General features: G+C 59.2%; 11 protein-coding genes, 2 tRNA genes and 2 rRNA genes. 3 read left to right on the forward strand and 12 right to left on the reverse strand.

The window, feature by feature from the left end:
- Nucleotides 1–67: 67 nt before the first annotated feature.
- From F0Q04_RS00005 to F0Q04_RS00055, 11 genes are all read right to left on the reverse strand, one after another.
- Nucleotides 68–2946, reverse strand: a 23S ribosomal RNA gene (locus tag F0Q04_RS00005).
- Nucleotides 2947–3334: 388 nt separating this feature from the next.
- A tRNA-Ala gene (locus F0Q04_RS00010) sits at nt 3335–3410 on the reverse strand.
- Between the two features lie 159 nt (nt 3411–3569).
- A tRNA-Ile gene (locus F0Q04_RS00015) sits at nt 3570–3646 on the reverse strand.
- A 167-nt stretch (nt 3647–3813) separates the two neighbouring features.
- Nucleotides 3814–5342, reverse strand: a 16S ribosomal RNA gene (locus tag F0Q04_RS00020).
- Together the 16S and 23S rRNA genes with 2 tRNA genes alongside form the textbook arrangement of a ribosomal RNA operon.
- A gap of 424 nt (nt 5343–5766) precedes the next feature.
- Nucleotides 5767–6720 carry a glutathione synthase gene (gene gshB, locus F0Q04_RS00025; protein ID WP_182343853.1) on the reverse strand — a complete coding sequence of 318 codons (954 nt, stop codon included), beginning with the start codon at nt 6718–6720 and terminating at the stop codon, nt 5767–5769.
- A 98-nt stretch (nt 6721–6818) separates the two neighbouring features.
- Entirely contained in the window at nt 6819–8000 is a 1182-nt protein-coding gene (locus tag F0Q04_RS00030) for a benzoate/H(+) symporter BenE family transporter (RefSeq protein WP_182343855.1), read from the reverse strand.
- 69 nt (nt 8001–8069) lie between these two features.
- On the reverse strand, nt 8070–9947 hold the full coding sequence (locus F0Q04_RS00035) for a potassium transporter Kup (protein ID WP_232539464.1): 1878 nt from the start codon (nt 9945–9947) through the stop codon (nt 8070–8072).
- Nucleotides 9948–10108: 161 nt separating this feature from the next.
- On the reverse strand, nt 10109–11398 hold the full coding sequence (gene gshA / locus F0Q04_RS00040) for a glutamate--cysteine ligase (protein WP_021026705.1): 1290 nt from the start codon (nt 11396–11398) through the stop codon (nt 10109–10111).
- A gap of 116 nt (nt 11399–11514) precedes the next feature.
- Nucleotides 11515–12981, reverse strand: coding sequence for a TrkH family potassium uptake protein (locus F0Q04_RS00045; protein WP_182343859.1), 1467 nt, complete (start codon nt 12979–12981; stop codon nt 11515–11517).
- A 9-nt stretch (nt 12982–12990) separates the two neighbouring features.
- Nucleotides 12991–14481: a Trk system potassium transporter TrkA gene (gene trkA, locus F0Q04_RS00050; protein WP_116927814.1), complete on the reverse strand. Its 1491-nt coding sequence runs from the start codon at nt 14479–14481 to the stop codon at nt 12991–12993.
- Nucleotides 14482–14601: 120 nt separating this feature from the next.
- Complete coding sequence (locus F0Q04_RS00055) at nt 14602–15933, reverse strand: glutamate-5-semialdehyde dehydrogenase (protein ID WP_260720303.1); 1332 nt, start codon at nt 15931–15933, stop codon at nt 14602–14604.
- A gap of 77 nt (nt 15934–16010) precedes the next feature.
- On the opposite strand from F0Q04_RS00055, the gene F0Q04_RS00060 reads away from it, so the two are divergent.
- Nucleotides 16011–16298, forward strand: coding sequence for a hypothetical protein (locus F0Q04_RS00060; protein WP_232539465.1), 288 nt, complete (start codon nt 16011–16013; stop codon nt 16296–16298).
- A gap of 56 nt (nt 16299–16354) precedes the next feature.
- Here F0Q04_RS00060 and F0Q04_RS00065 read toward each other — a convergent pair whose 3' ends face one another.
- Nucleotides 16355–17275, reverse strand: a complete 921-nt coding sequence (locus F0Q04_RS00065; protein WP_021026709.1) for a phosphoribosylaminoimidazolesuccinocarboxamide synthase — start codon at nt 17273–17275, stop codon at nt 16355–16357.
- Between the two features lie 483 nt (nt 17276–17758).
- On the opposite strand from F0Q04_RS00065, the gene hpf reads away from it, so the two are divergent.
- Both hpf and F0Q04_RS00075 read left to right on the forward strand, forming a co-directional pair.
- A complete protein-coding gene (gene hpf, locus F0Q04_RS00070) occupies nt 17759–18091 on the forward strand; it encodes a ribosome hibernation-promoting factor, HPF/YfiA family (protein ID WP_116927826.1) in 333 nt (110 codons plus the stop codon).
- Nucleotides 18092–18228: 137 nt separating this feature from the next.
- Complete coding sequence (locus F0Q04_RS00075; protein WP_116927816.1) at nt 18229–18714, forward strand: PTS sugar transporter subunit IIA; 486 nt, start codon at nt 18229–18231, stop codon at nt 18712–18714.
- Nucleotides 18715–18765 lie beyond the last annotated feature (51 nt).

Raw genomic sequence — 18765 nt, forward strand, 5'->3', positions numbered from 1 at the left:
GGCATAACTGCAGTTGCAGTGTTCTTTGCATTGGGCCCCATCTAAGGGCGGGGCCAATCAAAGTTATAGGGTCAAGCCGCACGAGCAATTAGTATTGGTTAGCTTAACGCATTGCTGCGCTTCCACACCCAACCTATCAACGTCCTGGTCTAGAACGACTCTTCAGGGGGGTCAAGCCCCCGGCAGATCTCATCTTGGAACGAGTTTCCCGCTTAGATGCTTTCAGCGGTTATCTCTTCCACACATAGCTACTCGGCAATGCCACTGGCGTGACAACCGATACACCAGAGGTGTGTCCACTCCGGTCCTCTCGTACTAGGAGCAGGCTTCCTCAAATCTGCAGCGCCCACGGAAGATAGGGACCAAACTGTCTCACGACGTTTTAAACCCAGCTCACGTACCTCTTTAAATGGCGAACAGCCATACCCTTGGGACCGACTACAGCCCCAGGATGAGATGAGCCGACATCGAGGTGCCAAACACCGCCGTCGATATGAACTCTTGGGCGGTATCAGCCTGTTATCCCCAGAGTACCTTTTATCCGTTGAGCGATGGCCCTTCCATACAGAACCACCGGATCACTATGTCCTGCTTTCGCATCTGCTCGACTTGTCAGTCTCGCAGTTAAGCACGCTTATGCCATTGCACTATCGTCACGATGTCCGACCGTAACTAGCGTACCTTCGAACTCCTCCGTTACGCTTTGGGAGGAGACCGCCCCAGTCAAACTGCCTACCATGCACTGTCCCCGATCCAGATAATGGACCAAGGTTAGAACCTCAAACACACCAGGGTGGTATTTCAACGTTGGCTCCATGAGAACTAGCATCCTCACTTCAAAGCCTCCCACCTATCCTACACAGATCTGTTCAAAGTCCAATACAAAGCTACAGTAAAGGTTCATGGGGTCTTTCCGTCTTTCCGCGGGGAGATTGCATCATCACAAACATTTCAACTTCGCTGAGTCTCAGGAGGAGACAGTGTGGCCATCGTTACGCCATTCGTGCAGGTCGGAACTTACCCGACAAGGAATTTCGCTACCTTAGGACCGTTATAGTTACGGCCGCCGTTTACTGGGACTTCAATCAAGAGCTTGCACCCCATCATTTAATCTTCCAGCACCGGGCAGGCGTCACACCCTATACGTCCACTTTCGTGTTTGCAGAGTGCTGTGTTTTTATTAAACAGTCGCAGCCACCTATTCTTTGCAACCCCGTTTAGCTCCGTTTGTACAACTTCACTTACTGAGGGCACACCTTCTCCCGAAGTTACGGTGTCAATTTGCCGAGTTCCTTCTCCTGAGTTCTCTCAAGCGCCTTAGAATACTCATCTCGCGCACCAGTGTCGGTTTGCGGTACGGTCGTGTGTAGCTGAAGCTTAGTGGCTTTTCCTGGAAGCTGGGTATCACTCACTTCGTCTGCAAGCAGACCCGTTATCACCCCTCATCTTAGCCCGGCGGATTTGCCTACCGAGCACGACTACAGGCTTGAACCAACATATCCAACAGTTGGCTGAGCTAACCTTCTTCGTCCCCACATCGCACTACACATCGGTACGGGAATATTGACCCGTTTCCCATCAGTTACGCATCTCTGCCTCACCTTAGGGGCCGACTTACTCTACGCCGATGAACGTTGCGTAGAAAACCTTGCGCTTACGGCGAGCGGGCTTTTCACCCGCTTTAACGCTACTCATGTCAGCATTCGCACTTCTGATACCTCCAGCATCCGTTACCAGACACCTTCACAGGCTTACAGAACGCTCTCCTACCACGCACAGTAAAACTGTGCATCCGCAGCTTCGGTAACTGGCTTAGCCCCGTTACATCTTCCGCGCAGGACGACTCGATCAGTGAGCTATTACGCTTTCTTTAAATGATGGCTGCTTCTAAGCCAACATCCTGACTGTTTTAGCCTTCCCACTTCGTTTCCCACTTAGCCCGTTTTAGGGACCTTAGCTGGCGGTCTGGGTTGTTTCCCTCTTGAGTCCGGACGTTAGCACCCGGTGCTCTGTCTCCCAAGCTGTACTCTGCGGTATTCGGAGTTTGCATAGGTTTGGTAAGTCGCCATGACCCCCTAGCCTAAACAGTGCTCTACCCCCGCAGGTAATACTTGAGGCACTACCTAAATAGTTTTCGGAGAGAACCAGCTATTTCCAAGTTTGTTTAGCCTTTCACCCCTATCCACAGCTCATCCCCTAGTTTTGCAACACTAGTGGGTTCGGACCTCCAGTACCTGTTACGGCACCTTCATCCTGGCCATGGATAGATCACTTGGTTTCGGGTCTACACCCAGCGACTTGTCGCCCTATTCGGACTCGATTTCTCTACGCCTTCCCTATTCGGTTAAGCTTGCCACTGAATGTAAGTCGCTGACCCATTATACAAAAGGTACGCCGTCACCCCTAAGGGCTCCGACTTTTTGTAAGCATGCGGTTTCAGGATCTATTTCACTCCCCTCCCGGGGTTCTTTTCGCCTTTCCCTCACGGTACTTGTTCACTATCGGTCGATGATGAGTATTTAGCCTTGGAGGATGGTCCCCCCATATTCAGACAGGGTTTCTCGTGCCCCGCCCTACTTGTCTGCAGCCTAGTACCACCAATGCGTTTTCACATACGGGGCTATCACCCACTATGGCCGGACTTTCCATTCCGTTTTGTTAACACACTGACTATCACTGCAAGGCTCTTCCGAATTCGCTCGCCACTACTATCGGAATCTCGGTTGATGTCTTTTCCTCTGGGTACTTAGATGTTTCAGTTCTCCAGGTTCGCTTCGACAACCTATGTATTCAGTTGCCGATACCTATTGCTAGGTGGGTTCCCCCATTCAGAAATCTCCGGATCAAAGTTTATTTGCCAACTCCCCGAAGCTTATCGCAGGCTATCACGTCTTTCGTCGCCTATCATCGCCAAGGCATCCACCACATGCTCTTAGTCACTTGACCCTATAACTTTGACATCTATCTCTAGATCTCAAGCCAAGAACCCAAGCAACTGCTTTGCGAGGTCTCTCACCTCGCGCGTTATGCCGTAATGTGAATATCTTTGCTGTAGACCTGGTCGCCCAAGTCCACATTCTTGAAGAATATTCGTCATTACTGAATAAAAATTGCTCTCGCAAAGTTTCATTCGTTTTGACGCAATCAAATTGTTGCTGGTGGCACGGTCTGCACTAAACCTTTACGAATGTGCAGTTTCCACCAGCAACGCTGATTTTCGACTCTATGAATTTTTAAAGAACAGCCGTGTTGATCCGGGAATCCGGAATCAACAACAAAACAGTCTCTTGCGAAACCGCTTTGGTGTTGAGTGATAAGTTATCAGTAAAAGTATTGGTGGAGGATGACGGGATCGAACCGACGACCCCCTGCTTGCAAAGCAGGTGCTCTCCCAGCTGAGCTAATCCCCCTGATTGCCTATAGCCGGCGCATTGCTTCGTTGCCCGCTGCTCACACACATCAGTGTGCTTCGCATCAGACGCCTCGCACTGCTTGGCTCTAGTCAATCAGAATCTACTCCGATTAACCAAAGCGGCATAAGCTCAACCTCTAAATCCGTTGGAATCTAATGGTGGGTCTAGTTGGGCTCGAACCAACGACCCCTGCGTTATCAACACAGTGCTCTAACCAGCTGAGCTACAGACCCATTCCACGCAGCGAGCTCTTGTGAGCTAGCCACCTGGCTTGTGTTCCAACAACCGATAAGTGTGGGCGTTCAATCTTGATTGCTTTTTTGGCTCCTGCCGTGCCGATGGCACTTAACTTTGTTTGCACAAAGTTAGCATCCACCGAAACAGCGAAGCTGTTTTCCAGAAAGGAGGTGATCCAGCCGCACCTTCCGATACGGCTACCTTGTTACGACTTCACCCCAGTCACGAACCCCGCCGTGGTAAGCGCCCTCCTTGCGGTTAGGCTACCTACTTCTGGCGAGACCCGCTCCCATGGTGTGACGGGCGGTGTGTACAAGACCCGGGAACGTATTCACCGTGACATTCTGATCCACGATTACTAGCGATTCCGACTTCACGCAGTCGAGTTGCAGACTGCGATCCGGACTACGACTGGCTTTATGGGATTAGCTCCCCCTCGCGGGTTGGCAACCCTTTGTACCAGCCATTGTATGACGTGTGTAGCCCCACCTATAAGGGCCATGAGGACTTGACGTCATCCCCACCTTCCTCCGGTTTGTCACCGGCAGTCCCATTAGAGTGCCCTTTCGTAGCAACTAATGGCAAGGGTTGCGCTCGTTGCGGGACTTAACCCAACATCTCACGACACGAGCTGACGACAGCCATGCAGCACCTGTGTTACGGTTCTCTTTCGAGCACATGTCCATCTCTGGTCACTTCCGTACATGTCAAAGGTGGGTAAGGTTTTTCGCGTTGCATCGAATTAAACCACATCATCCACCGCTTGTGCGGGTCCCCGTCAATTCCTTTGAGTTTCAACCTTGCGGCCGTACTCCCCAGGCGGTCAACTTCACGCGTTAGCTTCGTTACTGAGAAAGTTAATTCCCAACAACCAGTTGACATCGTTTAGGGCGTGGACTACCAGGGTATCTAATCCTGTTTGCTCCCCACGCTTTCGTGCATGAGCGTCAGTACAGGTCCAGGGGATTGCCTTCGCCATCGGTGTTCCTCCGCATATCTACGCATTTCACTGCTACACGCGGAATTCCATCCCCCTCTACCGTACTCTAGCTATGCAGTCACAAAGGCCGTTCCCAGGTTGAGCCCGGGGATTTCACCTCTGTCTTACATAACCGCCTGCGCACGCTTTACGCCCAGTAATTCCGATTAACGCTCGCACCCTACGTATTACCGCGGCTGCTGGCACGTAGTTAGCCGGTGCTTATTCTTACGGTACCGTCATCACTCTCCTTTATTAGAAGAGAGCTTTTCGTTCCGTACAAAAGTAGTTTACAACCCGAGGGCCTTCATCCTACACGCGGCATTGCTGGATCAGGCTTTCGCCCATTGTCCAAAATTCCCCACTGCTGCCTCCCGTAGGAGTCTGGGCCGTGTCTCAGTCCCAGTGTGGCTGGTCGTCCTCTCAGACCAGCTACAGATCGTCGGCTTGGTAAGCTTTTATCCCACCAACTACCTAATCTGCCATCAGCCGCTCTAGTAGCGCAAGGCCCGAAGGTCCCCTGCTTTCATCCTTAGATCTCATGCGGTATTAGCTACTCTTTCGAGTAGTTATCCCCCACTACTAGGCACGTTCCGATGTGTTACTCACCCGTTCGCCACTCGTCAGCATCCGAAGACCTGTTACCGTTCGACTTGCATGTGTAAAGCATGCCGCCAGCGTTCAATCTGAGCCAGGATCAAACTCTATAGTTCGATCTTGAATTTAAAGTCTCTCGACTACTCACTCACTTGACGGAATAAAAAAGATCCTAAGATCTTCATCATTACTGTTTAAAGTGAGCGCTTGTTTTGCTCCGAAGAACATATGGCAATCGCCACCAAACGCCCACGCTTATCGGCTGTTAATTTTTAAAGACCTGACCCAAGAGCCTCAACCCTCAGATCCCCTTCGCCGCGATCAGCGAAGCCTTGTATTGTAGCACAGCTTTTTGAACTGCTTGACAAAGTTTTTAGCGTTTCCGCTAGCCCCTTGTCAGCACCTCAAAAAAGCAAACCTTGCGAACCGCCCTCTTTCGAGTCTGGCAGCTTTGCAAGGCATCGTGCTGTCGATAGACGCTATTGTATAGGCGTTTTCCCGAGGCGTCAGGAAAACGTCCGTCTTTTTTGCAGGCGTGTGTCAGACGGCGCCTGCAACGGCCTTTTCCAGCGCTTCGATGAACATGTCACCCACCGGGAATCCGGCCTGCTGCTCGATCTCCTGGAAGCAGGTGGGGCTGGTGACATTGATCTCGGTGATGCGGTGGCCAATGATGTCCAGACCGATCAGCAGCAAGCCGCGCGGCGCAAGACGCGCGCCGATGTGCTCGGCGATGGCCCGGTCCTCGGGCTCCAGCGCTTGGGCCACGCCTTTGCCGCCAGCGGCCAGATTGCCACGCACTTCATTGCCCTGCGGGATGCGCGCCAAGCAGAACGGCACGGGCTGGCCGCCAATGATCAGCACGCGCTTGTCGCCCTTGGTGATTTCAGGCAGGTACTTTTGCACCATCACGCTCTGGGCACCGTCCAGGTTCAAGGTTTCGATGATGCTGCCCAGGTTCATGCCATCGGCACCGACGCGGAAGATGCCCATGCCGCCCATGCCGTCCAGGGGCTTCAAGATGATGTCCTTGTGCTCGGCGTGGAAGTCGAGGATATCTTGCGCGCTGCGGGTGACCAGGGTCACGGGCGCGTATTCGGCAAATTCCATCACGGCCAGCTTTTCGGGGTGGTCGCGCAAGGCGGCGGGCTTGTTGAAGACCTTGGCGCCTTCGCGCTCGGCCTGGCCGAGCAGGTGCGTGGCGTAGAAGTACTCGCTGTCGAAGGGCGGATCCTTGCGCATGACGATGGCGTCGAATTCGGCCAGCTCGGCCCGGCGGCCAGATGCTTCGTCAAACCAGCGCGTCTCGTCACCGGTCAGCACAATGTCGCGCACCTGGGCCGAGACCTTCTCGCCGCTGATCCAGCGGATGTGCCGCGGCTCGCAGACGGTGATGCGGTGGCCGCGCGCCTGGGCGCTGCGCATCATCGCGAAGGTACTGTCCTTGTAGATCTTGAAGGACTCAATCGGATCGGCAACAAAGAGGATATGCATGGTGTGGGTCGGCGGCCTGGGGGCCGCCCTGTGTATTCAATGGCCTTGCCTGCCCACCAGAGGGCCACGCAAGCAGAAACGAACAGAACTGGGCGCGCTCAAGCCGAGCGGCGCTTGCCGTAATGTTGCACAAAAAGCGCAAGGCTGCCTGCGGCCACGCCCCAAAAGGCCGATCCCACTCCGGCTATTGTTACGCCGCTCACCGCCACCAGGAAGGTGATCAGCGCCGCTTCGCGGTACTGCTCGCCTTGCAAGGCCGTGTGCAGCCCGCCCCCGATGGTGCCCAGCAGGGCAATGCCGGCGATCGCCACCACCAGCTCATGCGGGAATGCGGTCAGCAGTCCCGCAATGACGACCCCGAACCAGCCAATCAGCACATAGATGACACCGCAGACCACAGCGGCGGCATAGCGCCTGGCCTTGTCGGGGTGGGATTCCGGCCCCATGCAGATGGCGGCGGTGATGGCCGCCAGGTTGATGCCAAAGGCGCCAAAGGGTGCCAGCAGCAAGGTGGCCAGGCCCGTCATCGTGATCAGCTTGGAGATAGGCAGGTCATAGCCCGAGCCCCGGATGATGGCCACGCCCGGCAGGTTCTGCGAGGCCATCGTAACCACAAACAGCGGCAGCGCCAGGCTGATGGCGGCCTGCCAGCTGAAGCTGGGCATGGTGAACACCGGCATCGTCAGGCCCGGCTGCACGGCAGACCACTGGATCTTGTGCTGCAGCAGCGCCACCACAATGCCGACTGCCAAGGTGAGCATGACCGCATAGCGCGGCAGCAGGCGCCGGCCCAGCAGGTAGGTGACCAGCATGGCCACCACCAGCCAGGTATTGGTCTGCGCGGCGGCAAAGGCATCCAGGCCAAAGCGGGTCAGCACGCCCGCCAGCAAGGCCGAGGCAATCGCAATCGGGATGCGGTTCATCAGCCGCTCAAACCAGCCCGTCATGCCTACCAGCGCAATCAATACCGCACTGATGATGAAGGCGCCAATGGCATCACCCATGCCAAACGCCCCGGTGGCGCCGGCCGTGGCCAGCACCGCGGCCCCGGGCGTGGACCAGGCCACGACCACCGGCTTGCGCAGCAAGATGCTGGGCACCCAGCAGCACAGACCGACACCGATGCCCAGCGACCAGACCCAGGACGAGACCTGCGCCGGCGTGGCGCCAAAGCTTTGCGCCGCCTGGAACACAATCGCAATGGAGCTGGTCAGGCCCACCAGCACCGTGACAAAGCCTGCGATGAGCGCCGATGCGCTCATGTCCTTGAAAAACCGCATACACCCTTTCGCGCCGCCAAGGTGTTCGCTGGCCCGGGGTGCGCGCAGCGGGTGAGCAGCCCTGGCTGGTTAAATTTCGAGTTTCGAGCCCAGCTCCACCACGCTGTTGCTCGGCAGCAGCAGGAACTCTGCCGCACCTGCTGCATTGTGGTGCATCTGGGCAAACAACTTCTGCCGCCAAGGTGCCATGCCAGCGCTGGTCTTGTCCGTGGGCACAAACACATCGCGCGAGAGGAAGTAGCTGGTCACCATCTGCCCGGTATCGCAGCCATGGCCGCGCAGTTGGTGCAGCGCATTGGGCACATCCACATCGTTCTTGAAGCCGTAGTTCAGCTGCACGCGCCAGCAGTCGCCGCCCAGCGGCTCGATCACCGCGCGCTTTTCCAGGCCGATCCAGGGCACCTCGTGGTAGACGATGTTGACGAACATGTTCTGCTCATGCAGCACCTTGTTGTGCTTGAGGTTGTGCAGCAAGGCCGTGGGCACCACATGGGCGTCAGACGTCATAAACACCGCCGTGCCCGGCACCCGCGTGGGCGGCGCCTGCAGCACCATCTGCAGGAAGGACTGCAGGTCGATGCCATCGGCATGCAGCTTTTGGTAGACCAGCTCACGCCCGCGCTTCCAGGTCATCATCACGACAAACAGGCACAGACCGATGGCCAGCGGGAACCAGCCGCCATCGAACAGCTTGAGCAGATTGGAGGCAAAGAAAGTGATGTCTATACAGAAGAAGAACACCGTCGGCGCCAGCGCCATCCACAGCGCATATTTCCAGCCATAGCGCAATACAAAGAAGGTGAGCACCGTGGTGATGGTCATGTCCAGGGTCACCGCAATCCCGTAGGCCGCCGCCATATTGCTGCTGGATTTGAACAGGATCACTGCCAGCACAATGGTCAGGAACAGGCTCCAGTTCACAAAGGGGATGTAGATCTGCCCCGTGTCACGCACGCTGGTGTGCAGGATCTGGATGCGCGGCAGGTAACCGAGCTGGATGACCTGCTTGGTGACGCTGAACGCGCCGGTGATCAGCGCCTGCGATGCGATCACCGTCGCCATCGTCGCGAGCAGCACCAGGGGCAGCAGCGCCCAGCCGGGCGCCAGCATGAAGAAGGGGTTCTTCACTGCCTCGGCGTTCTCCAGCACCAGCGCGCCCTGGCCAAAGTAATTGAGCACCAGGGACGGCATGGCTACACTGAACCATGCCAGGCGAATCGGCTTGCGGCCAAAATGGCCCATGTCGGCATACAAGGCCTCCGCCCCGGTCACGCAGAGCACCACGGCGCCCAGAATGATGAAGCTGATGCCCGGATGCCGGCCGATAAAGCCCAGCGCATGGTGCGGGCTGAGCGCCCACAGCACCTGCGGGTGGTCCACAATGTTCCAGACGCCCAAGGCGGCAATGCAGATGAACCAGACCACCATGATGGGCCCGAAGAACTTGCCGATGCCCGCCGTGCCCCGCTTTTGCACCCAAAACAGCAGCAGCAAGACCACCAAGGTGAGCGGAATCACCCAGGACTTGAAGCCGGGCGAGACCACCTCCAGGCCTTCGACGGCCGAGAGCACCGAGATCGCAGGCGTGATCACGCCATCGCCGTAGAACAGGCAGGTGCCAAAGATGCCGACCAGCATCAGCACCGAGCGCAGCTTGGGCTTGTCCTTGACCGCTTGCGAGGCCAGTGCCAGCATCGCAATCAGCCCGCCCTCGCCGTTGTTGTCCGCCCGCAGCACCAGGACCACATATTTGAGCGAGACGATCAGCGTCAAGGTCCAGAACAGGATGGACAGCACGCCATAGACGTTGTCGTGGGTGAAAGGCACATGGCCTGAGCCAAACACCTCTTTGAGCGAATACAGCACGCTGGTGCCAATATCGCCATACACCACCCCGATGGCGCCTAGGGTCAGCGCGGGCAGTGCGGATTTATTGTTGTGTTGCACATCAAGCCTTTGTGCCATGCCGCATCAGGCATGCTTGTAGTGGATTGGTTTGCATTGTGCGCCTGTTGTTGCGCCCGCAGTGAAGCCGCGCATCCGGACAAGCCCGAATGGCGGATCAGGAGCGGGCGGCAATCAGAGGTTGTAGGAAGGCCGCAAACGGCTCAGTCGTAGATTTCGGCGTCCGGATCGGTCGCCTCGAGCTCATAGCTGGCCGCCAGCATCGCCAGCCGCGCCACCACGCCATACATATAGAAGCGGTTGGGTGCGCTGGCCCCCACCGAATCGCCCGGCGAGATGCCGTGCTCAAACGACAGCGGGATGAAATGCGCGCCGGGCACATTGAGGTTGTCCTCCGCGCCCTTGTCCGAGTGGGCGCGGTAGTAGCCGCCCACCACATAGCGGTCAATCATGTAGACCACCGGCTCGGCCGCTTCCTTGTCCATGCGCTCGACGGTCTGCACACCCTCCTGGATGATCATGTCGTGCACCTGCTGGCCGTCCTTGACCAGCGACATCTGGTTCTTGGTCTTGACCGACAGCTGCCGCAGCTCCTTGGCGTCATGCACGCTCATCACGCCCATGCCATAAGTGCCGTTGTCGGCCTTGACCACGACAAAGGGCGTTTCCTTGATGCCGTATTCCTTGTACTTGCGCCGTACTTTGGTCAGCATCACGTCGACATCTTCACGCAACTCATCGAGTGCATGCTCACTGCCGTCGGTGAAGTCCACGCCCTTGCGGCTGCTGAACATCGGGTTGATCAGCCAGGGATCGATCCCCATCAGCTTGCCAAAGCGCTTGGCCACCTCTTCATAGCTTTGAAAATGGCGGCTCTTGCGGCGCACGCTCCAGCCCGCATGCAGCGGCGGCAGCACAAACTGCTCGTAGACCTCTTCCAGAATGCCGGGTGCGCCGGTGGACAGGTCATTGTTCAGCAAGATGGTGCAGGGGTCGAAATACTTCAGGCCCACGCGGCGGCCATGGCGCAGCGCCGGCTCGATCACCAGCTCCTTGTTGCCCACCTTGAGCTTGATCGTCTCCTTGACTTCCGGATCGATCGAGCCGATGCGCACATTCAGCCCCGCCATCGAGAAGATATGCTGCAGCTGCACCAGATTGGCCAGGTACTGCGGGTTGCGCGTCTGGTTCTCGGGAATGATCAGCAGGTTGCGCGCCTCAGGGCAGATCTTTTCAATCGCAGCCATCGCCGATTGCACAGCCAGCGGCACCATCTCTGGCGTCAGGTTGTTCCAACCGCCAGGGAACAGGTTGGTATCAACCGGTGCGAGCTTGAAGCCAGCATTGCGGATATCCACCGACGAATAGAGCGGAGGCGTGTGCTCCATCCACTCCAGACGGAACCAGCGCTCGATCGCGGGCATGGCATCGAGCATGCGCTGTTCCAATTCGTTGATGGGCCCCGTTAGGGCTGTTATGAGATTCGGGACCATAAATGAATACTGTTTGAGGGCTCAAAAAAAACGAGCAAAAAACAATTGAGTACCAATTGTAGAGAGTTGAGGGCCAAAGTCACCAGAACTTTGCTGCCGCCCTACCTAGCAAGCACTCACCTTCTCCAGAAAGCCGGCGTCAACAGGGCCAGAAAGCTGAGAATCTCCAGCCGGCCCATCAACATGCCCAAGGTGGTCACGCTCAGCTGAAAGCTGGTCAGGCCGGCGAAATTGTTGCTGGGGCCCAGATCGCCCCAGCCTACACCGGCGCAGTTCACGCTGGCAAGCACAGCGCCCAGCGCGTTTTGCAAATCCATATCCGTGAACAGCAAGGCCATGGTCAGCACAGCGATGGTGGCGCAGTACACCAGCATGAAGGCGAGCACCGAAAAGATCACCCGCTCATCCACTGCCAGGCCCCCCACCGTCACCGGTTGCACCGCATTGGGGTGCACCAGGCGCCGCATTTCACGCCGGGTTTGCTTGAGCAGCAGCAGCATGCGGATCATCTTGATGCCGCCGCCGGTCGAGCCGGCGCTGGTGGCCACGCCTGACAGCAGCAGCATGAAGACGGGCGCAAAAGGCGGCCACAGCCCGAAATCGACGGCTGCATAGCCGGTGGTGGTCGCAACCGATACGGTGTGGAAAACGCCCATGCGCAGCGATTCCAGCGGGCCATACACCCCCTTGAACCACAGCAGTGCCGCCACCAGCAAGCCGCCACCCAGCAAGGTGCCGATGGTGGCGCGGAACTCAGGCTGCCGGTACAGCACCCAGACATTGCGCTTGCGGATGGCCACAAAATACAGCGCGAAGTTGCAGCTGGCCAGCAGCATGAAGACGGTGCAAATGCCCTCGATCAGCGGTGAATTGAAATAGGCAAAGCTGGCGTCATGGGGGGTGAGACCGCCCAGACTCACCGTGGTGAACATGACCATCACCGCGTCCAGCGGCGTCATGCCGGCCAGCCAGTAGGCCAGCGCGCAGAGTACGGAAAACAGGCCGTACACACCCCACAGCCCCTTGGCGGTTTCGGCCATGCGCGGCGTGAGCTTGGTGTCCTTCACCGGGCCGGCGGCCTCGGCGCGGAAGAGCTGGCTGCCGCCCATGCCGATCATCGGCAGGATGGCCACGGCCAGAATCAAAATGCCCATGCCCCCCATCCACTGCAAGAAAGTGCGCCAGATGTTGAGCGACACCGGCAGGGTATCCACATGGTTGAGCACGGTGGAGCCGGTGGTGGTCAGGCCCGAGACCGCTTCAAAATAGGCATGCTGCCAGCTCAGCGCCCGGTCGATGCGCTCAAAGCCCAGGTAGAGCGGCAGCGCCGCAAACAGCGGGAACACCATCCAGACAAAGGCGACCAGCATGATGCCGTGGCGCGCCTGCAGCTCGCGCTGCTCATGGCGCGCCATCCACCACAGCACCAGGCCGCAGGCCCAGGTGATGCCCATCGTGAGCGGGTAGACGCCAAACACCCCGTCATCGAGCCACCACGAGGAGATCGCGGGCACGGCCATCGTGCCGCCAAACATCAGCAGCAAAATGCCCAATACGCGCAGCACGGGTCGAAGATCAGTCATCGGCCGTGCCTAGAAAAAGGTCACCCCGACACGGAACAGGGCCTCGACCTCATGCACCAGGCGCTTGTTCGGCAAGAAGAGAATGACATGGTCATTGCTCTGGATGATGGTGCCGCTGGTGGGCACGATCACCTCCACCTTCTCGTCATCGCGCTCGTCTTCATCGCGCTCGGCCGCCTCGCTGCCATTGGTGTTGCGCGCATCGGGCGCGGGCAGGCCGCGCACAATCATGCCGATGTGCACATCGCGCGGCAGGCGCAGGCTGCCCACGCGCCGGCCCACGGCCCGCGAGGTTTTCGCATCGCCACGCGCCACAATCTCGATCGCCTCGGCCACGCCCCGGCGCAGGCTGTGCACGGCCTGCACATCGCCCTGGCGCACATAGGCCAGCAGCTCGCCCAGGGTGGCCTGGGCGGGCGACAGCGCAATATCAATCTGCGTGCCATGCATCAGGTCGGCATAGGTGCGGCGGTTGATCAGCGCCAGCACCCGGGTCGCGCCCAGCTTCTTGGCCAGCAGGCAGGACATGATGTTGTCTTCGTCATCATCGGTGATGGCCACGAACAGGTCCACATCCTCGACGTTCTCGTTCTCCATCAAGGTCTCGTCGGTCGCATCGCCCTTGAGCACCAGCACATCCGACGGCAGGCGCGAAGCCAGATAGACGCAGCGGTCCTCGCTTTTCTCGATGATCTTGACCTGGAAGCGCCGGGATTCCTTGGTCAGCGCGCGCGCCAGGCGCATGCCCACACGCCCGCCGCCGGCCACCATCACGCGGCGCACCACCTCGGCCTGTTCACCCACCTGGCGGTTGAAGGCTGCCAGCACATCGCCCAGTTGCTCCTTGTCCGACAGCACAAACACCTCGTCGCCCGGCTCGATGCGGGTGCTGCCCTCGGTCGGCACCAGGCGGTCGGCCTCGTGGTGAAAGCGGCGGTAGACGCCCACCACACGCACGGTGCCATGGGGCAGGTTCTGGCGCACATCGGCCACGCTCAAGCCCACCACCGGCGCGCCGCCGCGTGCGCGCACTGACGCCAGCGCCACATGGCCCTGGGCAAACTCGCGCACCTGCAGCGCCTCGGGGTAGGTCACCAGCTTGCCGATGTAGCCCATCAGCGCTTCTTCGGGGCAGAAGGCATGCGTCACCCCAAAGCCGGTGTCGGACAGCAGCTCGGCATGGCTTTTGAGTGCCACCGAGCGCACGCGCACAATGCGGGTGGGGATGTTGAACAGCACCTGCGCGATCTTGCAGGCGGTCAGATTGGTCTCGTCCTGGGAGGTACAGGCGATCAGCATGTCCGTGTCCGCCGCACCGGCCTCGGCCAGCACCTCGGGGCTGATGCCATTGCCCACCACGCCACGCAGATCGAAGCGGCCTTCGAGATCGCGCAGGCGCACACCATCCGTGTCGATCACGGTGATGTCGTTTTTTTCACTCAGCAAGCTTTCGGCGACACTCTCGCCCACGCGGCCTGCGCCGAGGATCAGAATTTTCATAGCATGAGGCGCCAGCCGCTAGGGAGCGGCCTGGCATGGCCGCATCATAACGTGGGCAAGAGGCGGCCGGTCAGCAAAGATCACCGACCAGCGAGCCAGAGCAGCTGGGAGCGACCGGCATCAGCCGCGCACTTCACCTTCGCCCAGCACAATGTATTTCAGCGAGGTCAGCCCCTCGATACCCACCGGTCCCCGGGCATGGAACTTGTCGGTGCTGATGCCGATTTCGGCGCCCAGCCCGTACTCAAAACCATCGGCAAAGCGCGTGCTGGCGTTGACCATGACGCTGGCCGAATCCACTTCGCGCAAAAAACGCTGCGCATGCATGTGGTCGCGCGTGATGATCGCATCGGTATGGTGGCTGGAGTAGTGGTTGATATGGGCAATCGCCTCGTCCACCCCAGCCACCACCTTGATGCTGATGACGGCGGCCAGGTACTCTTCGGACCAGTCCTGCTCGGTCGCCGCCTGCAGGCGGGCACCGGGCACGCCCTGCAGCAGCGCCAGCGCTTCGGCATCGGCACGCATCTCCACGCCCTTGGCCGCAAACACCGCGCCAATGCGGGGCAGAAAATCTGCCGCCACGGCGCGCGCCACCAGCAGGCTTTCGGTCGCGTTGCAGGGGCTGTATTTCTGCGTCTTGGCGTTTTCCGTCACCTTGACGGCCATGTCCAGATCACTAGGCGCATCGATATAGGTATGGCAGTTGCCGTCCAGGTGCTTGATCACCGGCACCTTGGCTTCGCGGCTGATGCGCTCGATCAGGCCCTTGCCGCCGCGCGGAATGATCACATCGACAAATTCGGGCATCGCAATCAGCTGGCCCACGGCCTCGCGGTCGGTGGTCTGCACCAGCTGCACGCCTGTGGCGGGCAAACCAGCCTCCTGCAATGCCTGCTCGACCAGGCGTGCCAGCGCCTTGTTGGAGTCGATGGCTTCGGAGCCACCGCGCAAAATGCAGGCATTGCCGCTCTTGATCGACAGGCTGGCCGCCTCGATGGTCACGTTGGGGCGGCTTTCATAAATCATGCCGAAGACACCCAGGGGCACACGCATCTGGCCCACGCGAATACCGCTGGGCATCTGCTTCATGCCCACCACCTCGCCCACCACATCGGCCATGGCCGCCAGTTGCTCGCAGCCCTGGGCACAGGTCTCCAGCACCTTGGGCGTCAGGCGCAGGCGATCGACCATCGGCGCAGACAGGCCGTTGGCCTGCGCGCGCGCCAGGTCCTTGGCGTTGTCGGCCTGCAAGGCCTCGGTCTGGTCGCGCAGCAAACGTGCCAGCGCCAGCAAGGCCTTGTTTTTGATAGCAGAAGGCGCTTTAGCCATCTGGGCAGAGGCTTGTTTGGCCTGGAGCCCCAGGGCCTGCATGGTTTCCGAAATGTTCAGGGCATTCATGGGGGCTATTGTCGGGCATTTGCGCCCGGGCGGCGAGGCTGCACGGCCAATGGCCCCTGGCAAATCCCAGGCTCGGCCGGCACAAAGGCCTCTACACTGCAGCCATGTTGAGCCACCAGGAGACCCCCATGCAATCCGCTGCGCTGCGCCAGTTGGGTGCCTTACAAGACGGACTGGACCATTTCGAGGCCGGCCACATGGATGCGGCGGCCCTGAGCCAGCAGGCACGCGGCTACACCGATTTGCTCGGCGCGCTGCCTGCGCAGTTCCAGGAGGTGTTGCTGCAGCTGCTCGACCGGCTCGAATCGAGCGCGCTGTTTGACGAGGAAAGCTGCTCGTTCAGCCGCAAAGACCTGGTGGACAGCCTGCGCCTGTGGCTGAAAAAGGCAGACGCTAGACTGAGCGCCACGGCCTGAGCGGGCCGCAGCACATACCAGCCTGCGGGGCCATCAGGCCCCCAGCCGTCAGGCCGTCAGGCCGTCAGGCGCTCCAGCGCTTCGCGGTACTTGGCCGCGGTCTTGTCGATCACTTCTTGCGGCAGGCGCGGTGCCGGGGCCGTCTTGTCCCAGGGCTTGCCATTGACCTTGGCCTGCTCGAGCCAGTCGCGCACAAACTGCTTGTCATAGCTGGGGGGGTTGGCGCCGGTCGCCAGCGCGTCGGCATAGCCTTCCACCGGCCAGTAGCGCGAGCTGTCGGGCGTCAGCACCTCGTCCATCAGCACCAGCTTACCGTCTTCATCCAGGCCAAACTCGAACTTGGTGTCGGCAATGATCATGCCCTTGGTCAGCGCAATCGCGGCGGCCTTCTTGTAGATAGCGATGCTGATGTCACGGATCTGCGCGGCCAGCTCGGGGCCCACCATCTCGACGGTGCGCTCAAAGGTGATGTTCTCATCGTGCTCGCCCGCTTCGGCCTTGGCCGCTGGCGTGTAGATGGGCTCGGCCAGCTTGGCGGAGTTGATCAGGCCAGCGGGCAGGGGCACGCCGCAGACCGCTTGCGATTCCTGGTATTCCTTCCAGCCGCTGCCCGCCAGGTAGCCACGCACCACCGCCTCGATCGGCACGGGCTTCAGGCGCTTGACCAGCATGGAGCGCAGATGCACCTGGGCCACTTCATCGGGCTGCACGGCGGACTCGGGCGCCTCACCGGTCAGGTGGTTGGGGCAGATGTCGCCGAGCTTGTCGAACCAGTACAGCGCCATCTGCGTCAGCAATGCGCCCTTGCCCGGAATGGGCTCGCCCATGATCACATCGAAGGCCGACAGACGGTCCGAGGCCACCATCAGGATGCGGTCGTTGCCGACGGCGTAGTTGTCGCGCACCTTGCCGCGGGCCAGCAGGGGCAGGGAATGGAGCTTGGAGGTATGCAGTGCAGAAGGTACGGGCTGGGTCATGGTGATGCAGAACTATGGACAGGCACCCTGCGGGAAAACGGAAGGCACGGACAGCCGCGCAACCTCGGCAAGGCAAGCGCTCGATTGTAGTCGTCACCCCCCATGACCTCGCCCGGGTTGCCGGGATGCCTTGGATTGCAGTGCAGTATTGGGCGCCGCAGCGCCTCGAACACGTAGGCCCTTACGTGCTGGCGCACCAAGTCAGCGCTGCTTGCCACTGGTTGCAATTGCGCCCAAAGCGCCATGCGCCGCGCATGGGCCCTCCATTTTTTGCAGCACGGCGCGGCGCATTTGTAACCAACGCGGCGGCCTTGCGCGGCCATCCCGGCCCAGAAACCCAGTGAACCGGGTTGTCATAGACTTGCAATTTTGCAGGTCCGGGCGCATCATGGTTTACACGCATGCATGTGTTTCCCCCTCGGGGTGGCTTGGGTTTTAAACGGCCTCAGTCACTTTTCTCGGTTTGCAGAAGGAGACTTATTCATGAACCTGACGATCAGTGGTCACCATTTGGCGGTGACCCCGGCGCTGCGCGAATATGTAACATCCAAGCTGATGCGCATTACGCGACACTTTGACCAGGTGGTGGATGCCAAAGTTTTACTTTCGGTGGAAAAGCAGAAGGAAAAGGAGAAACGGCAGCGTGTGGTGTGCAATCTGCGGGTGAAGGGTGATGAACTCTGTGTTCAGTGCTCTCACCACGATTTGTACGCCGCGGTAGATGCTTTGGTCGACAGGCTGGACCGTATGGTGGCCCGTCACAAGCAACGTGTTCAATCCCACTACAGCGATGCGTTGCGGCAAGCAATGGCGTAAACCCTCTGCTTTTTGCTGAGGAAAAAGATTCTGTTTGAGTACTGACCGATAATACGTGCAGCAACACCTGCATCCAGGTGTTGCTGCGTTCGTTTGATCATGCTCTCCAGTAGCTAGCCATATAGCCGCACTCCACTATGAACTGTCTTGCCTCTATCTTGCCTCCAGCTCAAGTGCTAGTGAGTGTGGATGTTTCCAGTAAAAAACGTGCATTTGAAGAAGCGGGCCTGCTGTTCGAGAGTCTGCACGGCCTCTCGCGCGCCTTGGTCACCGACAGCCTGTTTGCACGCGAGCGACTGGGCTCGACCGGTCTGGGGCATGGCGTGGCCATTCCGCATGGGCGTATCAAGGGCCTCAAGTCCCCGATGGCGGCGGTGTTCCAGCTCGAGCGCGCCATTGGCTTTGACGCCCCTGATGAGCAGCCGGTCAACCTGCTGATCTTTTTGCTGGTGCCCGAAGCGGCCACCCAGCAGCATCTGGAGATCCTCGGCGAGATTGCCGAGCTGCTGTCCAATGCCAGCCTGCGCGAGCAGATGAAGGCCAGTACCAATGCCGAGCAGCTCCACCAGATGATCGACACCTGGCAATCGTCTACCAACAACACCTCGACCGCCCACGCCTGAACGCCGCACGCCTGCGCCAGCAGGCCCAAGCAAGCACGCGTATCTGCCTTG

The organism is Comamonas koreensis, assembly GCF_014076495.1.
Lineage (GTDB): Bacteria > Pseudomonadota > Gammaproteobacteria > Burkholderiales > Burkholderiaceae_C > Comamonas > Comamonas squillarum.

Bases quoted from the DNA above. Each gene is read 5' to 3' on its own strand.
- gshB (WP_182343853.1), bottom strand. From the start codon at position 6,720: ATGCATATCCTCTTTGTTGCCGATCCGATTGAGTCCTTCAAGATCTAC.
- F0Q04_RS00030 (WP_182343855.1), bottom strand. From the start codon at position 8,000: ATGCGGTTTTTCAAGGACATGAGCGCATCGGCGCTCATCGCAGGCTTT.
- gshA (WP_021026705.1), bottom strand. From the start codon at position 11,398: ATGGTCCCGAATCTCATAACAGCCCTAACGGGGCCCATCAACGAATTG.
- F0Q04_RS00045 (WP_182343859.1), bottom strand. From the start codon at position 12,981: ATGACTGATCTTCGACCCGTGCTGCGCGTATTGGGCATTTTGCTGCTG.
- trkA (WP_116927814.1), bottom strand. From the start codon at position 14,481: ATGAAAATTCTGATCCTCGGCGCAGGCCGCGTGGGCGAGAGTGTCGCC.
- F0Q04_RS00060 (WP_232539465.1), top strand. From the start codon at position 16,011: ATGCAATCCGCTGCGCTGCGCCAGTTGGGTGCCTTACAAGACGGACTG.
- F0Q04_RS00065 (WP_021026709.1), bottom strand. From the start codon at position 17,275: ATGACCCAGCCCGTACCTTCTGCACTGCATACCTCCAAGCTCCATTCC.
- hpf (WP_116927826.1), top strand. From the start codon at position 17,759: ATGAACCTGACGATCAGTGGTCACCATTTGGCGGTGACCCCGGCGCTG.
- F0Q04_RS00075 (WP_116927816.1), top strand. From the start codon at position 18,229: ATGAACTGTCTTGCCTCTATCTTGCCTCCAGCTCAAGTGCTAGTGAGT.